This is a genomic window from Nocardioides sp. BP30 (assembly GCF_029873215.1).
Lineage (GTDB): Bacteria > Actinomycetota > Actinomycetes > Propionibacteriales > Nocardioidaceae > Nocardioides.
Genome location: NZ_CP123620.1, coordinates 1,385,154 through 1,406,211 on the forward strand (window position 1 = coordinate 1,385,154; position 21,058 = coordinate 1,406,211).

General features: G+C 72.1%; 21 protein-coding genes. 16 read left to right on the forward strand and 5 right to left on the reverse strand.

Annotation, left to right across the window (positions count from 1 at the left end):
• The first annotated feature begins 48 nt into the window (after positions 1-48).
• The 7 genes from dapE (at position 49) to P5P86_RS06495 (ending at position 5,322) form a co-directional block, all read left to right on the forward strand.
• The gene (gene dapE, locus P5P86_RS06465; protein WP_280610485.1) at positions 49-1,119 is read left to right on the forward strand and encodes a succinyl-diaminopimelate desuccinylase; all 1,071 of its coding nucleotides are present in this window, start codon (positions 49-51) and stop codon (positions 1,117-1,119) included.
• Positions 1,116-1,862, forward strand: a complete 747-nt coding sequence (locus P5P86_RS06470) for an LOG family protein (RefSeq protein WP_280610486.1) — start codon at positions 1,116-1,118, stop codon at positions 1,860-1,862. The genes dapE and P5P86_RS06470 overlap by 4 nt, the downstream gene beginning before the upstream one ends.
• A complete protein-coding gene (locus P5P86_RS06475) occupies positions 1,859-2,293 on the forward strand; it encodes a DivIVA domain-containing protein (protein ID WP_280610487.1) in 435 nt (144 codons plus the stop codon). Before P5P86_RS06470 ends, P5P86_RS06475 begins: the two co-directional genes overlap by 4 nt.
• Positions 2,293-2,715 (forward strand): hypothetical protein, encoded by a 423-nt coding sequence (locus P5P86_RS06480; RefSeq protein ID WP_280610488.1) that lies wholly within the window; start codon positions 2,293-2,295, stop codon positions 2,713-2,715. The genes P5P86_RS06475 and P5P86_RS06480 overlap by 1 nt, the downstream gene beginning before the upstream one ends.
• A gap of 9 nt (positions 2,716-2,724) precedes the next feature.
• The gene (locus P5P86_RS06485) at positions 2,725-3,510 is read left to right on the forward strand and encodes a M14 family zinc carboxypeptidase (protein WP_280610489.1); all 786 of its coding nucleotides are present in this window, start codon (positions 2,725-2,727) and stop codon (positions 3,508-3,510) included.
• An 85-nt stretch (positions 3,511-3,595) separates the two neighbouring features.
• Positions 3,596-3,763, forward strand: a complete 168-nt coding sequence (locus P5P86_RS06490) for a DUF3117 domain-containing protein (protein ID WP_280610490.1) — start codon at positions 3,596-3,598, stop codon at positions 3,761-3,763.
• Positions 3,764-3,765: 2 nt separating this feature from the next.
• Positions 3,766-5,322, forward strand: coding sequence for a leucyl aminopeptidase family protein (locus P5P86_RS06495; protein WP_280610491.1), 1,557 nt, complete (start codon positions 3,766-3,768; stop codon positions 5,320-5,322).
• Between the two features lie 5 nt (positions 5,323-5,327).
• Here the strand turns inward: P5P86_RS06495 and P5P86_RS06500 are convergent, their stop codons facing one another.
• Complete coding sequence (locus tag P5P86_RS06500; protein ID WP_280610492.1) at positions 5,328-5,990, reverse strand: O-methyltransferase; 663 nt, start codon at positions 5,988-5,990, stop codon at positions 5,328-5,330.
• Between the two features lie 137 nt (positions 5,991-6,127).
• On the opposite strand from P5P86_RS06500, the gene sigE reads away from it, so the two are divergent.
• Positions 6,128-6,715 carry an RNA polymerase sigma factor SigE gene (gene sigE, locus P5P86_RS06505; protein WP_280610493.1) on the forward strand — a complete coding sequence of 196 codons (588 nt, stop codon included), beginning with the start codon at positions 6,128-6,130 and terminating at the stop codon, positions 6,713-6,715.
• Positions 6,712-7,173 (forward strand): anti-sigma factor family protein, encoded by a 462-nt coding sequence (locus P5P86_RS06510; protein WP_280610494.1) that lies wholly within the window; start codon positions 6,712-6,714, stop codon positions 7,171-7,173. The genes sigE and P5P86_RS06510 overlap by 4 nt, the downstream gene beginning before the upstream one ends.
• A 6-nt stretch (positions 7,174-7,179) precedes the next feature.
• Here P5P86_RS06510 and P5P86_RS06515 read toward each other — a convergent pair whose 3' ends face one another.
• The gene (locus P5P86_RS06515) at positions 7,180-7,431 is read right to left on the reverse strand and encodes a helix-turn-helix domain-containing protein (RefSeq protein ID WP_280610496.1); all 252 of its coding nucleotides are present in this window, start codon (positions 7,429-7,431) and stop codon (positions 7,180-7,182) included.
• 107 nt (positions 7,432-7,538) lie between these two features.
• On the opposite strand from P5P86_RS06515, the gene P5P86_RS06520 reads away from it, so the two are divergent.
• Positions 7,539-8,300, forward strand: a complete 762-nt coding sequence (locus P5P86_RS06520) for a hypothetical protein (RefSeq protein WP_280610498.1) — start codon at positions 7,539-7,541, stop codon at positions 8,298-8,300.
• Between the two features lie 7 nt (positions 8,301-8,307).
• Positions 8,308-9,618: a CpaE/TadZ family protein gene (locus tag P5P86_RS06525; RefSeq protein WP_280610499.1), complete on the forward strand. Its 1,311-nt coding sequence runs from the start codon at positions 8,308-8,310 to the stop codon at positions 9,616-9,618.
• On the opposite strand, the gene P5P86_RS06530 is transcribed toward P5P86_RS06525, so the two are convergent.
• A complete protein-coding gene (locus tag P5P86_RS06530; protein ID WP_280610500.1) occupies positions 9,581-11,044 on the reverse strand; it encodes a hypothetical protein in 1,464 nt (487 codons plus the stop codon). The two genes, P5P86_RS06525 and P5P86_RS06530, sit on opposite strands and share 38 nt — an antisense overlap.
• A 204-nt stretch (positions 11,045-11,248) precedes the next feature.
• On the opposite strand from P5P86_RS06530, the gene P5P86_RS06535 reads away from it, so the two are divergent.
• The gene (locus tag P5P86_RS06535; RefSeq protein WP_280610501.1) at positions 11,249-12,763 is read left to right on the forward strand and encodes a WS/DGAT/MGAT family O-acyltransferase; all 1,515 of its coding nucleotides are present in this window, start codon (positions 11,249-11,251) and stop codon (positions 12,761-12,763) included.
• Positions 12,760-13,095: a DUF6912 family protein gene (locus P5P86_RS06540; RefSeq protein ID WP_280610502.1), complete on the forward strand. Its 336-nt coding sequence runs from the start codon at positions 12,760-12,762 to the stop codon at positions 13,093-13,095. Before P5P86_RS06535 ends, P5P86_RS06540 begins: the two co-directional genes overlap by 4 nt.
• Before the next feature lie 69 nt (positions 13,096-13,164).
• Here P5P86_RS06540 and P5P86_RS06545 read toward each other — a convergent pair whose 3' ends face one another.
• Positions 13,165-13,641: a DUF2505 domain-containing protein gene (locus P5P86_RS06545; protein ID WP_280610503.1), complete on the reverse strand. Its 477-nt coding sequence runs from the start codon at positions 13,639-13,641 to the stop codon at positions 13,165-13,167.
• A 79-nt stretch (positions 13,642-13,720) separates the two neighbouring features.
• Between P5P86_RS06545 and P5P86_RS06550 the strand changes: the two genes are divergently transcribed.
• A complete protein-coding gene (locus P5P86_RS06550; RefSeq protein WP_280610504.1) occupies positions 13,721-18,427 on the forward strand; it encodes an NAD-glutamate dehydrogenase in 4,707 nt (1,568 codons plus the stop codon).
• A gap of 24 nt (positions 18,428-18,451) precedes the next feature.
• On the opposite strand, the gene ku is transcribed toward P5P86_RS06550, so the two are convergent.
• A complete protein-coding gene (gene ku, locus P5P86_RS06555) occupies positions 18,452-19,393 on the reverse strand; it encodes a non-homologous end joining protein Ku (RefSeq protein WP_280610505.1) in 942 nt (313 codons plus the stop codon).
• Positions 19,394-19,411: 18 nt separating this feature from the next.
• Here ku and P5P86_RS06560 point away from each other — a divergent pair, with 18 nt between their 5' ends.
• The gene (locus P5P86_RS06560; RefSeq protein ID WP_280610506.1) at positions 19,412-20,356 is read left to right on the forward strand and encodes an ATP-dependent DNA ligase; all 945 of its coding nucleotides are present in this window, start codon (positions 19,412-19,414) and stop codon (positions 20,354-20,356) included.
• Positions 20,353-21,057 carry a L,D-transpeptidase family protein gene (locus P5P86_RS06565; protein WP_280610507.1) on the forward strand — a complete coding sequence of 235 codons (705 nt, stop codon included), beginning with the start codon at positions 20,353-20,355 and terminating at the stop codon, positions 21,055-21,057. The genes P5P86_RS06560 and P5P86_RS06565 overlap by 4 nt, the downstream gene beginning before the upstream one ends.
• Position 21,058: the final 1 nt, after the last annotated feature.

Sequence of the window (21,058 nt, forward strand, 5' to 3'; positions counted from 1 at the left end):
CGGGGCTCGTTGTCCTGATCGGCCCCGGGGCCTGAGAGGCTGTCCCTCGTGAACGAGTTCGCGATCCCCCTTCCGCTGCCCCTCGACGTCGTGTCCCTGACCATGGCGTTGGTGAACACCCCGTCGGTCAGCCACGACGAGAGCGAGCTTGCGGACTCGGTCGAGGCGACGCTCGTACCCCTGCCCCACCTGGAGGTCGAGCGCTTCGGCAACACGATCGTGGCCCGCACCGATCAGGGCAGCGCGGAGCGCGTGATCGTGGCGGGCCACCTCGACACCGTCCCGGAGAACGACAACGCCCTCGCGCGCGTCGAGATGGGCAAGCTCTTCGGCCTCGGCGCCTGCGACATGAAGGGCGGTCTCGCGGTGATGCTGAAGACCGCCGCACTCGGCACCTACAACCGGGACGTCACCTTCGTCTTCTACGACTGCGAGGAGGTGGCCAGCGAGCACAACGGCCTGCGCCGGCTCGCCGAGCAGCGCCCCGATCTGCTGAGAGCGGACCTCGCGATCCTGATGGAGCCGAGCAACGCCGGCGTCGAGGCGGGCTGCCAGGGCACCATCCGGGTCGAGGTCACGGTGCCGGGGGAGCGGGCGCACAGTGCGCGATCATGGACCGGCGTGAACGCCATCCACCGCACGGGCGAGCTGCTGCGCAGGCTCGAGGCGTACGAGCCGCGACAGCCGGTGATCGACGGTCTGACCTACCACGAGGGCCTCAACGCGGTCTTCGTGCGTGGTGGCGTGGCCGGGAACGTCATCCCCGACACGTGCGTGCTGACGGTCAACTACCGGTTCGCCCCCGACCGCTCCGAGGCGGAAGCGGAGGCTTTCCTGCGGGAGTTCTTCGCGCCGTACGACGTCGTCGTGACCGACAGCGCACCCGGCGCCCTGCCGGGGCTGGACCGGGCGGCGGCCAAGGCGTTCCTGGACGCGGTCGGCAGCGAGCCCGGACCGAAGTTCGGGTGGACCGACGTCGCGCGCTTCAGCGCGCTCGGGGTGCCGGCGGTGAACTTCGGCCCCGGCGATCCTCAGCTCGCGCACCGGCAGGACGAGTATGTTCCTACCGCACAGTTGACGGAGTGTGAACACGTGTTGAAGGAGTGGCTGCGGGCATGAGCGCCATGGGAAGCGGCTTCAACGGCGCACGCCCCGGCACCGGACGGCACCCCGGCGGGCGTCCCGGCGGCATCACCAACGACCAGCGCCTCCTCGACAACGGCGACAGCGCTGAGTGGAACCACACCGACGTGTGGCGCGTGATGAAGATCCAGGCAGAGTTCGTGCAGGGGTTCAACGACCTCGCCGACCTCGGTCCGGCCATCAGTGTCTTCGGCAGCGCCCGCACCAGGACCGACGACCCGACGTACGAGCAGGGCGTGAAGGTCGGCGCCGCCCTGGCCCAGGCCGGGTTCTCCGTGATCACCGGCGGTGGCCCCGGAGCGATGGAGGCGGTGAACAAGGGCGCGGCGGAGGCCGGTGGCACCAGCGTCGGGCTGGGCATCGAGCTGCCCTGGGAGGCCCGGCTCAACGAGTACGTCAACCTCGGCATCGACTTCCGCTACTTCTTCGTCCGCAAGACGATGTTCATCAAGTACTCCCAGGGCTATGTCGTGATGCCCGGCGGTGTCGGCACGCTGGACGAGCTGTTCGAGGCCATGACGCTGGTGCAGACCCGCAAGGTCACGCAGTTCCCGATCGTGCTCCTCGGTGTCAGGCACTGGGAGGGGTTGGTGGAGTGGATGCGGACCACCATGCTGGCCGACGGCCGCATCGGGCAGTCCGACCTGGACATGCTGACCCTGACCGACGACGTGGACGAGGCCGTCGAGCTGATGGTGAAGGCGAGGGACGCCTCATGATGTGGGTCTTCGCCATCCTGGTGGTGCTCGCCATCGGGTCGATCGCCGTCGTCGCCGCCGGCCGGGGCACCCCGCTCCAGGAGGAGTACGACGACCGCCCGGACGCCTTCGTGCCCGAGGGCCCGCTGGGTCCCGGCGAGCTGAAGGCCGTCCGCTTCTCGCTGGCCGTCAGGGGCTACCGGATGTCGGAGGTCGATGCGCTGCTCTCCCGGCTCGCCCGGCAGCTGGAGGAGGCCACCGGGAAGCCGGTGCCGCTGGCGCTGCCGGCGCCGCACCCCCACGACGAGAGCACGAGTCGGACCACGAGCGAGACCACGAGCGAGACCACGAGTGAGCCTGGTGGCGGCGCCGAGAGCGGCGCCGAGAACCAGGCCGCGGACCAGGACGCTGCGTCCCCGACCCGGGCCGGGGACGCGGAGGACCCGGCCTGATGGCGCAGGTCGTCGTCTACGTCCTCACCGCCGTCGCCGCCCTGATCGTCCTGCTCACCCGGCTGCGCTGGCGCCAGGAGCGGGTCGCCGGGCGTGCGGCGGTCAGCAACCGCTGGGCGTTCTGGCACACCGTCTGCGGCGTGCTCGGCTTCGTTCTGTGGACGATCTTCCTCATCGCCCCCGGCGACACCCTGCTGGGCGGCGCCGCGATGGGCATCTTCGGGCTCGGCTTCTGGTGGCTCGTGGTCATCTTCGGGGTGCTGTTGCTGACCCGCTGGCTGCCCAGTGGGGGCGGCCGGCACGCCGGCAGCGGCGGCGACGACCGCTGGTCCGGCGGCCCCTGGCTCTCCCTGTCGGCCCACGCTGGCATGCTCGTCATCGCGATCGTGATGACGTGGGCCTACCTGATGCAGAAAGTCTGAGGAACGCTTGTGACCCTGCGACTCGGCGCAGCCCTCACCGCCCTGGCCACCGTCGGTGCGCTGACGACAGCCACGTCGACCTCGGCGTACGCGACGGCGCCCTCGACCCCGACCGCTGCGACGGCTCGCGCGACCGCCGCCCGGCCCGCCGTGGTCGAGAAGATGGTCATCGGCCACTCGGTCAGGCACCGCCCGATCCTCGCCTACCACCTCGGCCAGCAGGGCCCCGGCATCCCGACGGTGGTGATCGTCAGCACGATGCACGGCAACGAGCGGCAGATCCAGCAGATCCCGAAGGCGCTGCGCGACGGCCGCCGGATCCGCGGCGTCGACCTGTGGGTCGTCCCGGTGATGAATCCCGACGGGCTCGCCGCCGACACCCGGCAGGACGCTCGCGGCGTCGATCTCAACCGCAACTTCCCGACCCATTGGGTGCACACCACCGGGCACTACGGCTCCGGGCCGCGAGCCGCCAGCGAGCCGGAGACCCGGGCGATGATGAGCTTCCTGCTCAAGGTCCGGCCGGACCGGCTGATCAGCTTCCACCAGCCGCTGCACGGCGTGGACCTCGACTCCCGCCGCCCGTCCTTCTCGCGCAAGGTGTCGCGGGCCCTGCATCTGCCCGTCTCGCACGTGAAGTGCGGCGGCGTGTGCGGGGGAACCATGACGCAGTGGTTCGAGGCGCACCTGCCGGGCAGCGCGATCACCGTCGAGTACGGCGCCCACCCCGCCTCGCACACCCTGCGCGTCCAGGCGCCGAAGGCCCTTCTGCGGCTCTTCGGTGGGCATCGCTGAACATGGCACCTCGGCATAGGGGATAATGGTCGGCGCACGTGAGCCAGACACGGGGCTATTTCCGATTTGAGATGAGGTGCCACGCATGGCGGCGATGAAGCCGCGGACCGGCGACGGTCCGCTGGAGGTCACCAAGGAGGGTCGCGGCATCGTGATGCGCGTTCCGCTCGAGGGCGGGGGTCGCCTCGTGGTCGAGCTCAACGCCGAAGAGGCCGGTGCCCTCGGTGCGGCGCTCAAGGACGTCGTCGGCTGATCGTGGCCGCCTCCCCGCTCCCGCCCCAGGTCACCCCGCCCCGCTTCAGCCTCACTGTCGGCGGGCCTTCGGATCTCGAGGCCGAGGTCGTCGCGCTGCCGGTCGCCGTCCCGCTCCCGGGCGCTGACGCCGCGGGCGATGTCGAGAACGACGCAGCGCTGGTGATCGGGCCGGGTGCGGTCGCGCTCGACGAGCGCTACGACCTGCTCGGCATCCTCGAGCGCGAGCGGGCCACGGGCAGCGCCGGCGAGGTGGTGTCGGTGCCCGTGCCCGAGGGCGACGGTGCCCTCCGGCGGATCCTGCTGGTGGGGGTCGGCGCTCAGCGGCGCGACGACTTCCGCCGCGCGGGCGCCGCGCTGGCCCGCGCCACCCGCGACGTCGCGTCGGTGGCGACCTCGATCCCGGCGCTGGAGCCCGAGGAGGGTCTCGAGGCCTTCGTGGTCGGCGCGGTCCTGGGCTCCTTCAACTTCAACTGGCGCTCGTCCGGTCCGGCGTGGCACGCCGCCGGGGAGATCACCCTCGCGGGCCTCTCCTCGGAGCAGTACGGCGCGGCCCTCGCCCGGGCCGAGGTCGTCGCTCACGCCGGCTGGCGTGCCCGGTTCCTCGCCACCGTGCCCTCGAACCTGAAGAATCCGGCGTGGCTCGCCGAGCAGGCCCGCGAGGTGGCCGACGGCGCGGGCCTCGAGGTTCGGGTCTGGGACGAGGAGCAGCTCGCCGCCGAGGGCTTCGGCGGCATCCTGGCGGTCGGCAAGGCCTCCGCGACGCCGCCCCGACTGATCCGGCTCGACTACGCCCCGCCGAAGGCGGGTCGCAAGACGCCGACGGTCGTCCTGGTCGGCAAGGGCATCACCTTCGACACCGGTGGCCTCTCGATCAAGAACTCCGAGGGCATGGCCACGATGAAGCGCGACATGACCGGTGGCGCCGTGGTGCTCGCCACGATGGCAGCGCTCGCCGCGGTCGGGTGCCCGGTCAGGGTCGTCGGTCTGATCGCGGCCGCCGAGAACGCCATCTCCGGCACGGCGCTGCGGCCCGGTGACGTCATCACGCACTACGGCGGCCGCACCAGCGAGGTGACCAACACCGACGCCGAGGGCCGGCTGGTCCTGGCCGATGCGATGGCCTACGCGGTGGAGCACATCGAACCCGACGCGATGGTGGACATCGCCACCCTCACCGGTGCGATGAAGGTCGCGCTCGGTCAGCACCTGGGCGGCTACTTCGCCAATCAGGACGCGCTCGCGGGCCTCCTCGCCGAGGCGGCCGACCTCTCCGGCGAGCCGCTGTGGCGGATGCCGCTGGCCGCTGCGTACGAGGACAAGCTCGCCTCCACGGTCGCGGACGCGGACAACGCGGGCGGCGGCCCGGGCGCTATCACGGCGGCCCTGTTCCTGCAGCACTTCGCGGGCGGCCTGCCCTGGGCGCACCTCGACGTCGCCTCCATCGGCGACGCGCCCGAGGAGCGCTGGGAGTGGACGCAGGGCCCGACCGGCTTCGGCGCGCGCCTGCTGCTCACCTGGCTCGGCCAGGACGACCCGCTTGCCGGCGTCTCCCGCTGAGGCGCTCAGGCCTCGGGCACCCACTCCTTCTTCGCCAGCAGCAGCCCGTCGCCGACGGGCAGCAGCAGCGGCGTCAACTCCTCGTGGGTGGCGACCTCGCGACCGAGGTCGCGGATCGAGACGGTCGCGGGATCGCGTTGCGCCGGGTCGGCGACCCGGTCGTGCCACAGCGCGTTGTCGAAGGCGACCACGCCTCCGGGCCGCAGCAGACGCAGCGCCTCGGTGAGGTAGGCGGCGTACTCGGTCTTGTCGCCGTCGCAGAAGACGATGTCGTAGTGCCCGTCGGTCAGGCGGGGGAGTACGTCGAGGGCGGCACCGGCGATGGTCCGGGCCCGCTGGGTCGGGATGCCCGCGTCGGTGAAGGTCTGCCGGGCGAGGCGCTGGTGCTCGGTCTCCACGTCCACCGTGGTGAGCACGCCGTCGGCCCGCATCCCGCGCAGCAGCCACAGGCCGGAGACGCCGGTGCCGGTGCCGATCTCGACGACGGCGCGGGCGTCGAGCACGGAGGCGAGGAAGCGCAACGCGGCGCCGCCGCCGGGGCTGATCGGCGTCACGCCGACCTCCTCGGCACGACCGCGGGCGGCTGCCAGGATCTCGTCCTCGGCGACGTAGTGCTCCGCGAAGGTCCAGGTGGCGGCGGCGGGCGGCGGGAACTGCTGGCTGGCCATGACGCAAACCTATCCCGATCGGCTTACCCTGGACGGGAACGCCTGGCCGGGGAACTTCGTTGGAATGTCACAGGTTGCCTTCAGACGCTCTCCCTACGGTGGAGGAGAAGGCCCGGGCTGACGCGAGGAGTGACCAGATGAGCACGGAGCAGCAGGAGCAGCGCGCCGACGTCCCGTCGTGGGACGAGGTCGTCGAGCGGCACTCCGAGCGCGTGTACCGGCTGGCCTACCGCCTGACCGGCAACCGGCCCGACGCCGAGGACCTCACCCAGGAGGTCTTCGTGCGGGTGTTCCGCTCGCTCGACAGCTACGTGCCCGGCACGTTCGAGGGCTGGCTGCACCGGATCACCACCAACCTCTTCCTCGACCAGGCGCGCCGCAAGCAGCGGATCCGGTTCGACGCGCTCTCCGACGAGCGCGCCCAGCGCTTGACGAGTGCGGCGCCGACCCCCGACCTGGCCTACACCGACCAGCGCTTCGATGACGACATCGAACGGGCGCTGGCGACGCTGCCGCCCGACTTCCGCGCGGCCGTGGTCCTGTGCGACGTCGAGGGCCTCTCCTACGAGGAGATCGCGGAGATCCTGGGCGCCAAGCTCGGCACCGTGCGCTCGCGCATCCACCGGGGGCGCGCCATGCTGCGCAACGCTCTGGCGCACCGTGCCCCCCGCGCGGGCCGTCTGCGCTACTCCGGCCCCAAGGTCCTGTGGGGCGGAGCCTCGTGATCGGAGGATGGGGCGGAGGGCACCTCGGGGACCGCACCAGCGCGCTGCTGGACGGTCAGCTCGGTGCTGAGGAGACCGAGCGGGCCTGGGAGCACGTGCAGGGCTGCCACGTCTGCCGCGACCGGGTGGAGCGCGAGGGCTGGCTCAAGCGCCGCCTCGCGGGCCTGAGCCACGACCCGACGGCGTGCGAGGTGCCCGACTCGTTGAAGGGCACCCTGCTCGGCGCTCCCGGCGACGTCTTCTTCGGCTTCCACACCGAGTTCGTCGAGGGCCGCTCGCACCGACGCGCCGTCGGCCTCGCCGCGCTCGGCGGCAGCGCCGTGGGAGCGGCGGTGATGGGGGTGCTCGCCTTCGGTGCCGCGCCGGCCTCTGCCCCGACCACGCCGTTGCCCGCGGCGGCGGTCAACTCGGTCGCGCCGACGCCGATCGTGGCCACGCTGCGCCAGCCCGCGCCCTGAGGCCTCTCACTCGCCCTCGAGGGCAACGCTCTCGGGTGTCTCGATGAAGGGGTGCTCGGCCACGAACGTCTTGGTCTCGGCGTAGAGCCGCTGGATGTAGTCCTCCAGCGCGCTCGCCTCGACCCGCCACTGACCGCGGCCACCGATCTTGATGGCGGGCAGGTCGCCGCGGCGCACGAGCGCGTAGACCTGCGCGGAGGACGTGTTCAGCGTCTCCGCGACATCGGCGAGGGTCAGGAAGCGTGGGGTCCCCGGCATGCGGCCATGATCCCATCTCCGTGCGGCGTGGCGCAGCGCGGCGCTCGGGCCTGTGGATAGTCGAAGCAGCAGGTTTACCGGACTTGCCAGCTGGTGATGATCGGGATGTGACAGGTCTTCTCGGGAGCCCAGCCTCCGCGCCGGCCGGCCCCGGCGCCACGTCGCCGCCCGCCGCCGTACGCGCCTCGAGGCCGGGTTGGCGCGATCCGCGGCTGTGGATCGGCATCGCCATCGTCGCCGCCTGCGTCGTCGCGGGGGTCCGCGTGCTCGGTGCCGCCGACCGCACCGTCCCGGTGTGGGCGGTGAAGTCCGACGAGGGGGCCGGCGCCACGTTGAGCACGGCCGACCTGGAGGTGCACCGGGTGCACGTCGAGGCGCCGGGTGACCTGGCCGGGTACTACCGCGCCGACGCCGAGCTGCCCGCACGGCTCCTGCTGGGGCGTGCGGTGGGCCACGGGGAGCTGTTGCCCCGCTCGGCGGTCTCGGTCGGCGCGAGCAGCGACGTCGTCCAGCTCCCGCTCGCCGTCGACCCGGCCCAGGTGCCGCCGACGGTCGCCACCGGGTCCGTGGTCGACGTGTACGTCGTGTCCACCGGTGCGACCGGTGCGACCGGTGCGACCGGTGCGACCGGGGCGACCGGGGTGACTGCCGGGGGTGAGCGCGGGGGCCGGGACGCGGACGCCGCGCAACCCGCGCTGAGCGGGGTGACGGTGGTCGCGGTGTCGGGTGCGGACGACGTCTTCGGCAGCGGCCAGACCCAGCGGCAGCTCACCGTGGCGGTGCCGGACAAGACGGCGCAGGAGTTCTTCGCCCTGCTGGCCGGATCGTCCGACCCGACCGTCACCGTCGTGCTGCGGCCGGCAGGGTGAGCCGACGATGGTCCCGGTCCTCATCCTCGCCGCCGGCGCCGCTTGGGAGACCGACGCGCTGGCGGTCCTCGAGCGTGCACCGCGGGTGGTCGTGCTCCGTCGCTGCGTCGATGTCGACGATCTCCTCGCTGCCGCCTCGGCCGGCCAGTCCGAGGCGGCGGTGATCGCCCTCGACGCCCCCGGCGTCGACGCCCGCACGGTGGAGGCGCTGCGGCACCACGGCGTGCATCCCATCGGCGTGCTTGCGGCCGGGACGCAACAGGACGCCGCCCGCGGCGCAGCCGGCCGCGCCGGCATCGGCCAGGTGGTGACCGAGGACGATCTCGGGACGCTGCCGACAGCGATCCTCGCCGCCGGTCGACCCGTCGCCGATCGACCGGTCACCGATCGGGGAGCGACGACGCGTCCGCGGGACGGCGAGTCCGCCGCCGTCCTCGAGCCGGGCGACCCGGACGACGCGGGTGGCCCAGGCGGCCCGAGTGGCCCGGGCGGCCCGGTGGCGGGTCGACTGGTAGCGGTCTGGGGTCCGGCGGGTGCACCCGGACGCAGCACCGTCGCGGCGGCCCTCGCCGCGTCCATCGCACGCCGCCCCCGACCGGTGCTGCTCGTCGACGCCGACCCGTACGGCGGCGCCATCGCTCAGCAGCTCGGCATCCTGGACGAGGTCTCCGGCCTGCTGGCGGCCTCGCGGTCCGGCCTCGGTCCGGCCGCCCGACTGCTCGGCTCCCACCTGGCGGTCCTGACCGGCCTGCCCCGGCCGGATCGATGGACCGAGCTGCGTCGCGGCGTCCTCACCGAGCTGCTGGTGCAGGGTCAAGGTGTCGGGGACGTGGTCGTCGACACCGGGTTCAGCCTGGAGGAGCCGATCGACCCGGGCACTCGCGCGGGCCGCAACCAGCTCACGCTGGAGGCGTTGGAGGCCGCCGACGAGCTGCTCGTGGTCGGGTCGGCCGACCCGGTCGGGCTGAGCCGGCTGGCCCGGGGGCTGGTGGATCTGCGCGATCGGGTGCCGGGGGTGCCGGTACGGGTCGTGATCAACCGGATGCGGCCCAGTCTGGGTTGGGGAGAGGACGACATCGCCGGCATGGTCGGCGCAGTGCTGCGACCGGTCGGTCTGCACTTCCTGCCCGAGGACCGCGCCGCCGTGGACCGGGCACTGGTCGCCGGCCGCACGCTGACGGAGGTGGCGCCGGACTCCGCGCTGGCCAAGGCGGTCGGCGAGCTCGCGGGCCACCTGGTGCCGGAGACGGCGGACGCCGCAGCGTCGCGCGGATCCCGGGCTAGGCGGCGAAGAGCAGGTAGAGGCCGCCGACGGTGAAGCCGATCATCGTGACCAGGAGCGGGATCTGGCCGGTGACCATGTGGCGCCGAGGCAGCACCGCGATGGCGCGCCTGTGCGAGGACATCACGCCGAGGATGTGACCGACCACGACAGCGAGCACCTTCAGGTTCGCCAGCAGGGTGGGGTGGTAGGCGAAGAAGTAGTCGACCTTGAGGTCACCGGTGCCGAACCAGTTGGCGCCGTTGCTGAACGGGTCGCTCACCTGCACCAGGGTGGCCTGACCGCCCTCCCACCAGTAGCTCATGTAGTGGGCGACGACGTAGCCGACCACGATCGGCACCACGGACGGCGCGAGCAGCCCTGGCAGCCGCCGCCGGTCGAAGCCCTCACCGACGCCGGTGAGCATCGTGCCGACGCAGAAGAAGACGCCGACCGCGAGGGGGAAGGCGAGGAGCGCGACGTTGTCGGCGACGTAGGCGTGCCGGGCCACGATGTTGTCGCCCTGGGTGAACTTCAGCCAGGGGACCGCCTCGCGGAAGGAATCGAAGACGATCGTGCCGAACAGCACCGACACCACCGCCACCAGGCCGGTGTGCGGCATCAGGGTGTCCAGGTTGGTCAGCGGCGAGCGCACCTCCAGCCGGCCTTCGCCGTCACGTCCCCAGACGGAGAGCTTCGCCACGAGCGAGGAGTAGACCTCGAACGGGTCGGCGTTCTCGTAGAACCGCTCGCCCCACAGCTGGCCCCCGATGAGCATCACCGCGAGGTAGATCGCCATCCACAGCCGGACCGGCCCGAGGTAGGAGTTGTGCGGGTAGATCAGCTCCATCCAGGTGAACGCCAGCAGACCGACGACGGCGGGCCAGTAGCCGATCCTGGCCTCGTCGTACTCGTAGAGGCCCTCGTCGTCGCGTCGCAGCCAGTTCAGGCCGGCGTTGATCGTCCGGACCGGGCTGACCGCCTTCCACACCGGCCCGAACAGCAACGAGAGCGGCACCAGGCCGACCCACCACCAGATGTAGAAGATGCCGAAGACCGGGTTGATCTCAAGGTCCTGGCCGAAGACCGACACCATCACGGTGTAGGCGAAGAACAGCAGGCCGACCACCCGCAGGGCGGCCCGCCAGCCGGTGGAGTCGACGAGTGCGCCGATCCGGGCGACGAAACCGTCGGACCGACCGGTACGCCGCGTCGGCGCGGGACCCGCTGCGTCCCCGACCCCGGCTGCGGTCCCCGGGTCGGCCGTGCCGACCCCCGCCGCACGGGCACCGACACCGACCGGCGTGTCCGCCGGTGCCGGAGCAGAGACGACCGCGCCGTGCTGGCGACGTACGGTCCAGGCGAGGACGACGAAGCTGATCACCAGCGCGGCGACCGCCGCGATGATGGCCGTCTCGAGCGGGACCGGCAGGTCCTGGCGCCCGCCGATGCCGTGCGCGAGCGGGGTGACGTCACCGCCCACGGTCTACCGCACCCGGTCCGCGCGGTGGGGCCTCGCGAGCGGGCCGCCGGCACGAGTGATGTCCGTTACACGTCGCGCCCTGGCCATAGCGGCACCGCCGTCGGCATCGTTGGAGGCCGGGTGACCGCAGGCGGCATGCGAGTCGGCGGTGCCGAGTGGCAGCGCCGAGGTCGCCATCAGTGGACGCATGTCTGTCAGAATCGCATGGCAGCCAAGTCCTCGGCCATGCGGGTCGAGGACGAGGTCGAGAACGACGACGGTCGAGAACAAGGGGGAGGCGGGATGGTCGATCGGCTCTCCGCACGGGACCTGGCCTTCCTCACCCAGGAGACGCTGACCGCGCCGCACCACCTGGCCAGCATCGAGATCCTGGAGCCGGGGGAGAGCGGGTTCGACTACGAGACCCTCCTGGACCTGGTCGGCGATCGGCTCTCGTTCGTGCCGCGCTACCGCCAGCGCGTGCAGCTGGTGCCGGGTCGACTGGCGAACCCGGTCTGGGTCGACGACGAGCGCTTCGACATCGAGTACCACGTCCGCCGTTCCGCCGTACCGCGTCCGGGCTCGCTCGACCAGTTGCGCGACCTGGTCGGCCGGATCGTCTCCCGCCCGCTGGATCGCGGTCGGCCGCTGTGGGAGATCTACTACGTCGAGGGGCTTGCCGAAGGTCGTGTCGCGCTGCTGACCAAGGTGCACCAGGCCCTGGTCGACGGCGTGCACACCGTCGACCTCGGCCAGTTGCTGCTCGACGTCGGCAGCGCGCCCAAGCCGCTCGCCGAGGACGCCTGGAAGCCACGCCGGGAGAGCGGCACCTCGCTGGTGATCGGCGCCGTCAAGGACTCGCTCACCGACGTCGACACGCTGTCCTCGACCGCCCGGCGCACCGCCGGCTCGCTGCTGCGGATCGCCACCGACGTGGCCGGTCGCGCGTTGACCATCGCCGAGGCGCTCACCGGCCGTCGCCAGGATCGCGCCACCCCGCTGGCGGGGAGCCTGTCCCAGCAGCGCCTGATCGTGGCGCTGGAGACCTCGCTGGCCGACTACCGCAAGGTCCGCGACACGCACGGCGGCACCGTCAACGACGTCATCCTGGCGGTCGTCACCGGCGGCCTGCGCGGCTGGCTGATGACCCGCGCCGAGTCGCTCGCCGGACTGCGGCAGGTCCGGGCGCTGGTGCCGATCAGCGTCAACGACGACCTGCTGGAGAACACCTCGCTGGGCGCGCCGGTCACCGCGCACTACGTCGATCTCCCGGTGGGGGAGCCCAGTGCCGTGGTCCGTCTGCACCAGGTGTCCTACTCCTTCGAGACCCACAAGCAGACCGGCCGCGCGATCCCGGCCGAGCACCTGACCGGCATCACCGGCTTCGCACCCACGACGTTCCATGCGGTCGGTGCGCGCGTCGCCGCCGAGGCCGATCCGCACGGCTTCCAGGTCAGCGTGACCAACGTGCCGGGTCCGCAGACGCCGCGCTACGCCGCCGGCGCCACCCTGCTCGCCAGCTATCCCGTCAACCCGCTGCTGCCGGGACAGGCCATGGCGGTCGGGGTGACCTCCTACGACGGCCGGGTCTTCTTCGGCATCACCGCCGACCGGGATCTCGTCCCGGACGCCGACGTGGTGGGCCAGTGCTTCCTCGAGGCCCTCGACGAGCTGCTCGACACCGTCAACGGCGGTCGCCATCAGGTGCCGCGCGGCCGCAAGAAGAAGAGCGACTCATGACACGCATCTACGTCCCCGCCACCTCCTCCGCGCTGGCCGCCTGGCATGCCGCGCGGTCGATCCCCGCCGCCGCGCTGGCGGAGGCGTTCGAGGCGCCGGACGACACCGAGGAGGGCGAGTACGCCGCCCTCATGTCGGCGGCCGACGCGTCCGCCGCCATGCTCACCGCGCCCGGGCGCCGGTTCGTGGTCGTGGTCGAGTCGACCTACGCTCCCGCTGACTGGGCCGACGTGGTCGCCGTGCACGGCGACGTGGCGGACCGGCAGCCCGGTGACGACACCGAGGAGGACCTGGGCTGGTTCGCCACCCAGGAGGTCCCCGACCTGCTCTAGCCCGAGAGGTCACCTTCGGCGGGTCGAGTGGCCGGCGAGCCGGCCACTCGACCCGCCGAAGGTGACGGCTCAAGCGGCGAGGTAGGCCTTGCCGACCGCCTGCTCCTTGGTCAGCGCCTTGCGGATCATGTCGGTCACCAGCGTCTCGATCTTGCCGCCGACCAGCGGCACCTTCACCGTGACCTGCAGGGTGACCGTCTCGACGGTCTGCGCGCCGCGGTCGTCGAGCGCGATGGAGCCCTTGACCACCGCGATCGGCACGCCGGCGTCGATGTCGAGGGTCGCGGCGAGCGGCGTGGACCACGTCTCGTGCTGCTTGATCGACACGGTGCTCCCGACGAACTTCTTCGCGAAGGACGGAACGCCTGCCGTCTCCTGGGTGTAGGCGATGTCCACGGTGCCGGGGATGCCGGTGATCGAGACCGTCTGGGAGGTCGCGTGCTGGGCGGCGCACACCTGCTCGCGGAACGACTCGTCCGCGAGCATCGCTGTCACCGTCGCCAGCGGCGCGTCGTAGGTCATGTCGAAGGTCACCGTGGTGCTCATGGCGACATCATGCCCGTCCGCTCGGCTCGTGTCGGCCCCCGGCGTCGCGCGTCTCGCGACCGGGTCTAGTGTCGGAGCCGTGTCAACGACGACGCAGCTCCTGGATGCCTATGTCCGCCACGTCGACCGCGAGGATGTCGACTCGCGCAGCCCCGCAGACCTGCAGGGAGCGCTCGAGTCCCACCTCGATCTGGCGCAGACCCGACCGCAGGGGACCGCACGGGTGCGGATCTGCACGCCGTCCGACGGCCCCGGGGGTCAGGGCTGGAGTGCGGCCGGTCGCACCGTCGTGGAGATCGTGGTCGACGACATGCCCTACCTGGTGGACTCGGTGACGATGGAGCTCAGCCGGCAGCGGCGCGACGTGCACCTGGTCATCCACCCGGTCTTCGACGTGGAGCGCGACATCGCCGGCGAGCTGAAGCGGATCGAGCCCGTCACCGACGCGGCGGCCCAGCCGCCCGAGGGCGTCGTGCGCGAATCGTGGATGCACGTGGAGACCGACCGGGTCCCCGACGGTGAGATCGACGAGCTGGTGGCGGACCTGCAGCGGGTGCTGGAGGACGTGCGGGAGGCGGTCGAGGACACCGGGAAGATCCTCGAACGGGTCGCCACCACCGCCGCTTCGCTGCGCAGCGAGACGCCGGCCGGTATCCCCGCGCGGGAGGCCGAGGAGGCGGCGGCGCTGCTGGAGTGGCTGGCGGAGGGCCGGTTCACCTTCCTCGGCGCGCGCGACTACCGCCTCGAGGGCACGCCCGGCGCACCGGAGTTCCTGCGCGGTCTCGCCGGGACCGGGCTGGGCATCCTGCGCAACGACCCTCCGCAGGAGGCGGAGGCCGGACGGATGCCGGAGCTGGTGCGGGCCAAGGCGACCGAGAGGACGGTCCTGGTGCTGGCGAAGGCCAACTCGCGCTCGACCGTCGGTCACCCCGGCTACCTCGACCACGTGGGCATCAAGACCTTCGACGAGGCCGGCGAGGTGGTCGGCGAGCGGCTCTTCCTCGGCATGTTCACCTCCACCGCCTACACCGAGCCGATCGGGCGGGTGCCGGTGTTGCGCCGCAAGGCCAAGGAGGTGCTCGCGCGCAGCGGCGTCACGCCGGAGAGCCATGTCGGGCAGAGCCTGTTCGACACCCTCGACACCTACCCGCACGACGAGCTCTTCTACGCAGGGGTCGACGAGCTGGCCGCGCTGGCCGCCACCGGCCTGGCAGCGCGGGAGCGGCGTACGCTGCGCGTGGTCGCCCGCCCCGACACCTACGGCCGCTACCTCTCGGTGCTGGTATGGCTGCCGCGCGACCGCTACACCACAGCGGTCCGGGAGCGGTTCGCGCGCATCCTCACCGAGCAGTACGACGCCACCGACATCGAGTACTTCGTCCGGATCGGGCAGTCCACCACCGCGCGGGTGCAGTTCGTGGTGCACCTGAGCCGTCCGGTGGAGGTCGACGTACCGGACCTCGAGCGGCGTCTCGCCGCGGCCGCGCGAAGCTGGCGCGACGACCTGGCCGTCGCCCTCAGCAGCGGCGGGTACGACGCAGGTCTGCGGCGCTGGCTGGATGCCTATCCGGCTGCCTACGAGGAGGACTTCACCGCCGCTACCGGAGCGGCCGACCTGGCGGTCCTCGACCGGCTCGGTGAGGACGGCATCGACCTGGGCGTCTACCGTCCCGAGCGGGCCTCGGAGGAGGAGGCACGGCTGAAGATCTACCGGGTAGGAACGCCGCTCTCCCTCTCGCACGTGCTGCCGATGCTCACCTCGCTGGGTGTCGAGGTCACTGACGAGCGGCCCTACGGCCTGATCGGCACCGACCAGCCGATCCACATCTACGACTTCGGCCTGCGCTACGCGGGCGACGGCGGCCTGGGGGAGGTCGCCGATCACGACCGGTTCCGGGCGGCGCTGCAGGCGATGTGGGACGGCGCCGGCGAGGTGGACTCGTTCAACACGCTGGTGCTGGCCGCGGGACTCGACCACCGCGAGGTCATGGTGCTGCGCGCCTACGCGCGCTACCTCCAGCAGGGCGGTACGCCGTTCTCCCAGCGCACGATCGCCGGTGCCCTGCGGACCAACGTCACGATCACGCGACTGCTGGTCGAGCTCTTCGGTGTGCGCTTCGACCCCGAGCTCGGCGCGGGGACCGACGGCGACCGTGCCCGGCGCGAGGAGGAGCTGGTCTCGCGGATCGAGGCGGCCCTCGACGACGTGGCCAGCCTGGACCAGGACCGGATCCTGCGCTCCTACCTGACCCACATCACCGCGACGCTGCGCACCAACTGGTTCGTCCCGGCCTCGCCCGAGCGGATCAACGCGGCGCTCAGCCTCAAGCTGGAGCCGACGCTGCTGCCGGACCTGCCGCTGCCTCGACCGGAGTTCGAGATCTTCGTCTACGCGCCCTCGGTGGAGGGGGTGCACCTGCGCTTCGGACCGGTCGCCCGCGGCGGCCTGCGCTGGTCGGACCGGACCGACGACTACCGCACCGAGATCCTGGGCCTGGTCAAGGCGCAGATGGTGAAGAACACCGTCATCGTTCCGGTGGGGGCCAAGGGCGGCTTCGTCGCGCGGCGCCCGACAGGAGGGGTGGGCGACGGCCCGACGGCGTACCGGGCGTTCGTCCGTGGCCTGCTCGACCTGACCGACAACCTGGTGGACGGGGAGAGTGTCCCGCCGCCGCACGTGGTCTGCCACGACGGCGCAGACTCCTACCTGGTGGTCGCCGCCGACAAGGGCACCGCTACCTTCTCCGACCTGGCCAACGAGGTGGCCGGCGACTACGGCTTCTGGCTCGGCGACGCGTTCGCCTCCGGAGGGTCGGTGGGCTATGACCACAAGGCGATGGGGATCACCGCACGTGGTGCCTGGGTCTCGGTGCAGCGGCACTTCCGCGAGCTCGGCGTCGACGTGCAGAGCCAGGACTTCACGTGCGTCGGCATCGGCGACATGTCCGGCGACGTCTTCGGCAACGGCATGCTGCTCTCGCCGCACCTGCGCCTGGTGGCCGCCTTCGACCACCGTGACATCTTCCTGGACCCGACGCCGGACCCGGCGGCGTCGTTCGCCGAGCGCCGGCGCCTCTTCGGCCTGCAGCGGTCCAGCTGGCAGGACTACGACCGCTCGCTGATCTCGACCGGCGGCGGCGTCTACTCCCGCACCCTCAAGGCGGTGCCGATCAGCCCCGAGGTCCGGGCGGCGCTGGGGCTGGGCGAGCACGTCCGCTCGCTGACCCCGGCCGAGCTGGTCAGCGCGATCCTGCGGGCGCCGGTCGACCTGCTGTGGAACGGCGGCATCGGCACCTACGTCAAGGGCAGCGACGAGCCCCATGCCGCAGCCGGGGACAAGGCCAACGACGCGGTCCGCGTGAACGGCTCGCAGGTCAGGGCGCGCGTGGTCGGCGAGGGCGGCAACCTGGGCCTCACCCAGGCCGGCCGGGTCGAGTACGCCCTGCACGGGGCCGGTGGCGAGGGCGGCCGGATCAACACCGACGCGATCGACAACTCCGCCGGCGTGGACACCTCCGATCACGAGGTCAACCTCAAGATCCTGCTCGACCGGCTCGTGCGCACCGGTGAGATCGACCGCGAGGAGCGCAACGAGGTGCTCGCCGCGATGACCGACGAGGTCGCCGCGCTGGTGCTGCGCGACAACGACCAGCAGAACCTCGCCCTGGCCAACGCCGCCGCCAACGGCGCCTCGCTGCTGCACGTGCAGGAGGAGTGGATGGCCGAGCTGGAGTCGCGCGGCGTGCTCAGTCGCGAGGTCGAGGGACTGCCCGCGGTCGGCGAGGTGCGTCGGCGGCTCGACGCCGGCGGGGCGCTCACCAGCCCCGAGACGGCCGTGCTGATGAGCTGGACCAAGATCGAGCTCGCCCGCGAGCTGATCGACACGACGCTGCCCGACGAGGAGTACGTCGCCCCGCTGCTCGCGGCGTACTTCCCCTCGCTGGTGCGCGAGCGCTTCTCCGCCGCCATCGAGGAGCACCCGCTGCGCCGCGAGATCATCTTGACCCAGCTGGTCAACGAGCTGGTCAACGGCGCCGGCTCGACGTTCTGGCCGCGGCTGGCGGCCGAGACCGGTGCGACAGTCACCGAGCTGGTGCGTGCCAACCTGGTCGCCCGCGACCTGGTCGGCTGGACGACGCTGCGCGAGCGGATCGCCGGCCTCGACCACGCCGTCGCGGCCGCGGTCCAGACCAGGATGCGGGTGGACCTGCGCACGTTGGTCGAGCGGTTGACCCGCTGGCTGGTCGCTCACCGGATCACCGATGGGACGGCGGCCGTCGAGCGCTACGAGGAGCCGTTCGGTGCGATGCTGACGGCGCTGCCGCGGTTGCTCACCGGCAGCGAGTACGACGCCTTCGTCGCTCGGCGCGACCGGCTCACCGATGCCGGCGTCCCCACCGAGCTGGCGGTGCAGGTGGCGGTGCTGGAGCCGGCCTCGATGCTGCTCGGTGTGGTCGAGGTGGCGCTGGCGGCCGGTCAGGACCCGGCAGCGGTGGTGCGTGCGCACCTCGAGCTGGGCGAGCGGCTCGGACTGCCGAAGCTGCTGGGTTGCATCGTCGCGCTGCCACGCACGGACCGGTGGCAGTCGATGGCGCGCGCATCGCTGCGCGACGACCTGCACGCCGTGCACGCGGCCCTCACCGCGCAGCAGCTGGACGGTACCCCGGAGGACTTCGAGGAGCGACTGGGCCGGGCGAGGTCGATGCTGACCGAGATCGGCCTGGACGAGGGCGCGGACCTGGCCAGGCTGTCGGTGGCGGTGCGGGCGTTGCGGACCCTGCTGTAGAGGCGTCGTCCGCCGGACGACGCCTCAGGCGCTCTTCTTGGCGGCGGCCTTCTTGGTCGTCTTCTTCGCCGTCGTCCTCTTCGCTGCCGTCTTCTTGGCGGGGGACTTCTTCTTCGGGCTGTCCTCGGTGTCTTCCCCGGTGTCGTCCTCGGTGTCGTCCTCGGCGTCCGGCACAGCCTCGCCACGGGACTGCTTGGCGGCGGCGACCGAGCGCTGGAGGGCCGCGAGGAGGTCGACGACCTCGCCCGAGCTGGGGGTGGAGGTCTCGGTGCGGGTGACCTCGCCGCCCTCCACCTTGGTCTTGACCAGCGCCTCGACGGCCTCGGCGTAGTCGTCCTCGAACTCGGCCGGGTCGAAGTCGCCGGAGAGGGTGTCGACGAGCATGTGCGCCATCTTGACCTCGGCGTCCTTGACCTCGCCGACCTCGACCTTGAAGTCGGGGGTACGGATCTCGTCGGGCCACATCATCGTCTGCAGCACGATCACGTCGCCGTTGTCCGTGGAGCGCACGCGCAGGACGGCCACCGTGGTGCGCTGTCGGAGCGCGACGGTCACGATCGCCATCCGGTCGGCGTCCAGCAGCGCCTGGCGCAGCAGCGCGTACGGCTTGGCGCCGCTCGCCTCGGGCTCGAGGTAGTAGGACTTCTCGAACAGCAGCGGGTCGATCTGCTCGCTCGGGACGAACTTCTCCACCGCGATCTCGCGCGAGGACGACGACGGCAGCTCGGCCATGTCGTCGTCGGTGAGGACGACCATCTCGCCGTCCTCGGTCTCATAGCCCTTGGCGATCTCGGCGTACGGCACCTCCTCGCCGTCGATGCTGCAGATCCGCTGGTAGCGGATCCGGCCGCCGTCCTTGACGTGCACCTGACGGAACGACACGTCGTGGGACTCGGTGGCGGCGTACAACTTCACCGGCACGTTGACCAGGCCGAAGGAGACCGCGCCCTTCCAGATCGCTCGCATGACCACCATCCTTGCCCTATGCGTCCCATGCTCGCCACTGCCGGTACCCACGTCCCCGGCGGGGAGGACTGGGTGCACGAGGTGAAGTGGGACGGGATCCGGCTGCTCGGCACGTACGTCGACGGCAGCCTGCGGCTGACCACCCGCAACGAGAACGACGCCACCCTGGCCTGGCCCGAGCTCGGCAGCGGCCCCGCGGCCGGCGCCGGGACGGATCTGGTCGTCGACGGCGAGGTGATAGCGCTCAACGACCGCGGTCTGCCCGACTTCCGGGTCCTCGGCGAGCGGATGCACGTGCGCGACGTGCGGAAGGTGGCGCGGCTGGCCGCCGCCCGGCCCGCGACGTACATGGTCTTCGACCTGCTGCGGGTCGGCGGTGAGGACCTGACGGGGCTGCCGTGGACCGAGCGCCGGGCCCGGCTCGAGGCGCTCGACGCCGAGGGGGCACTGGGCGGCTGGCAGGTTCCCCTCACCTACGACGACGGCGCGCTGCTCCACCAGGCCACCCTGGCGCAGGGCCTGGAGGGCATCGTCAGCAAGCGCCGTACTGCCCGCTACGAGCCGGGGGTACGGAGCAGGGCATGGCTGAAGTTCCCCCACCGCTTCCGCGCCTCCTACGTGATCGGCGGCTGGCGGCCGCAGGAGGGCACCACCGACCGGCTCGCCGCGCTGCTGGTGGGGGAGCCGACGGCGCAGGGGCTGCTCTACCGTGGCCGGGTGGGCAGCGGGATCACCGGACGGCACAGCCCGGCGCTGCGCGAGCTGCTGACCGAACGGGCGGACAGCCCGTTCGCGGACGAGGTGCCCCGGGAGGACGTCTCGGGGACGCGGTGGGTGGAGCCGCTGGTGGTGGTCGAGGTGGAGACGCACGGTGTTGGCACGGGGCTGGCCTCGGGGGCGCGGCTGCGACAGCCGTCCTACCAGGGCGTGCGCACCGACCTCGCGCCGGAGGACCTCTCGTGAGGCGGCTCCTGCTCGCGCTGGTGGTCGCCGCCGGCCCGCTGCTGCTCCCGGGCCTCTCGGCTCCGGCCCAGGCGGCCCCGTCGGCCGTCACCCTCGGCGGCGTCACGGTGCACCTGCGCGCCGGCACCACCCAGGTCGTCACCGTCAACCACCGCCGGGGGAGCCGCGCGCGGGTCAGCCTGTGGGTGCTGCGCGACGGTGCCTGGAGACGGCGGTTGACCAGCACGGACGGTCACATCGGGTACGGCGGCCTGGTCGCGGGCGGCCGCCGTCACCAGGGGACCGGCACCACGCCGCTGGGCACCTACGGACTCGTGTCCGCCTTCGGCACGCATCCGCACGCCGCGACCCGGGAACTGCCCTACCGTCGGATCCGGCCGGGCGACTACTGGGTGGAGGACAACGCCTCGCCGTTCTACAACCGCTACCGCAACAAGGCGCAGGGCGGCTTCCGCTGGTGGTTGCCGCTGAGCGACGAGAACGGCTCGGAGCGGCTGGCGGCCTACCCGAGACAGTACGAGTACGCCCTCGTCCTGGACTACAACGCCGAACAGGTACGCCACCGCGGCGCCGGGATCTTCCTGCACGTCAACGGCACGGGTGCGACGGCGGGCTGCGTGAGCGCGCCGCGCTGGCTGCTGAAGAAGCTCATGCACCGCCTCGACCCGGCGCGGGTGCCGGTGATAGCGATCGGGCGCTAGT

Bases quoted from the DNA above. Each gene is read 5' to 3' on its own strand.
- ku (WP_280610505.1), bottom strand. From the start codon at position 19,393: ATGCGAGCGATCTGGAAGGGCGCGGTCTCCTTCGGCCTGGTCAACGTG.
- P5P86_RS06560 (WP_280610506.1), top strand. From the start codon at position 19,412: ATGCGTCCCATGCTCGCCACTGCCGGTACCCACGTCCCCGGCGGGGAG.
- P5P86_RS06515 (WP_280610496.1), bottom strand. From the start codon at position 7,431: ATGCCGGGGACCCCACGCTTCCTGACCCTCGCCGATGTCGCGGAGACG.
- P5P86_RS06535 (WP_280610501.1), top strand. From the start codon at position 11,249: ATGGCAGCCAAGTCCTCGGCCATGCGGGTCGAGGACGAGGTCGAGAAC.
- P5P86_RS06540 (WP_280610502.1), top strand. From the start codon at position 12,760: ATGACACGCATCTACGTCCCCGCCACCTCCTCCGCGCTGGCCGCCTGG.
- P5P86_RS06475 (WP_280610487.1), top strand. From the start codon at position 1,859: ATGATGTGGGTCTTCGCCATCCTGGTGGTGCTCGCCATCGGGTCGATC.
- sigE (WP_280610493.1), top strand. From the start codon at position 6,128: ATGAGCACGGAGCAGCAGGAGCAGCGCGCCGACGTCCCGTCGTGGGAC.
- P5P86_RS06470 (WP_280610486.1), top strand. From the start codon at position 1,116: ATGAGCGCCATGGGAAGCGGCTTCAACGGCGCACGCCCCGGCACCGGA.
- P5P86_RS06545 (WP_280610503.1), bottom strand. From the start codon at position 13,641: ATGAGCACCACGGTGACCTTCGACATGACCTACGACGCGCCGCTGGCG.
- P5P86_RS06490 (WP_280610490.1), top strand. From the start codon at position 3,596: ATGGCGGCGATGAAGCCGCGGACCGGCGACGGTCCGCTGGAGGTCACC.
- P5P86_RS06480 (WP_280610488.1), top strand. From the start codon at position 2,293: ATGGCGCAGGTCGTCGTCTACGTCCTCACCGCCGTCGCCGCCCTGATC.
- P5P86_RS06525 (WP_280610499.1), top strand. From the start codon at position 8,308: ATGGTCCCGGTCCTCATCCTCGCCGCCGGCGCCGCTTGGGAGACCGAC.
- P5P86_RS06500 (WP_280610492.1), bottom strand. From the start codon at position 5,990: ATGGCCAGCCAGCAGTTCCCGCCGCCCGCCGCCGCCACCTGGACCTTC.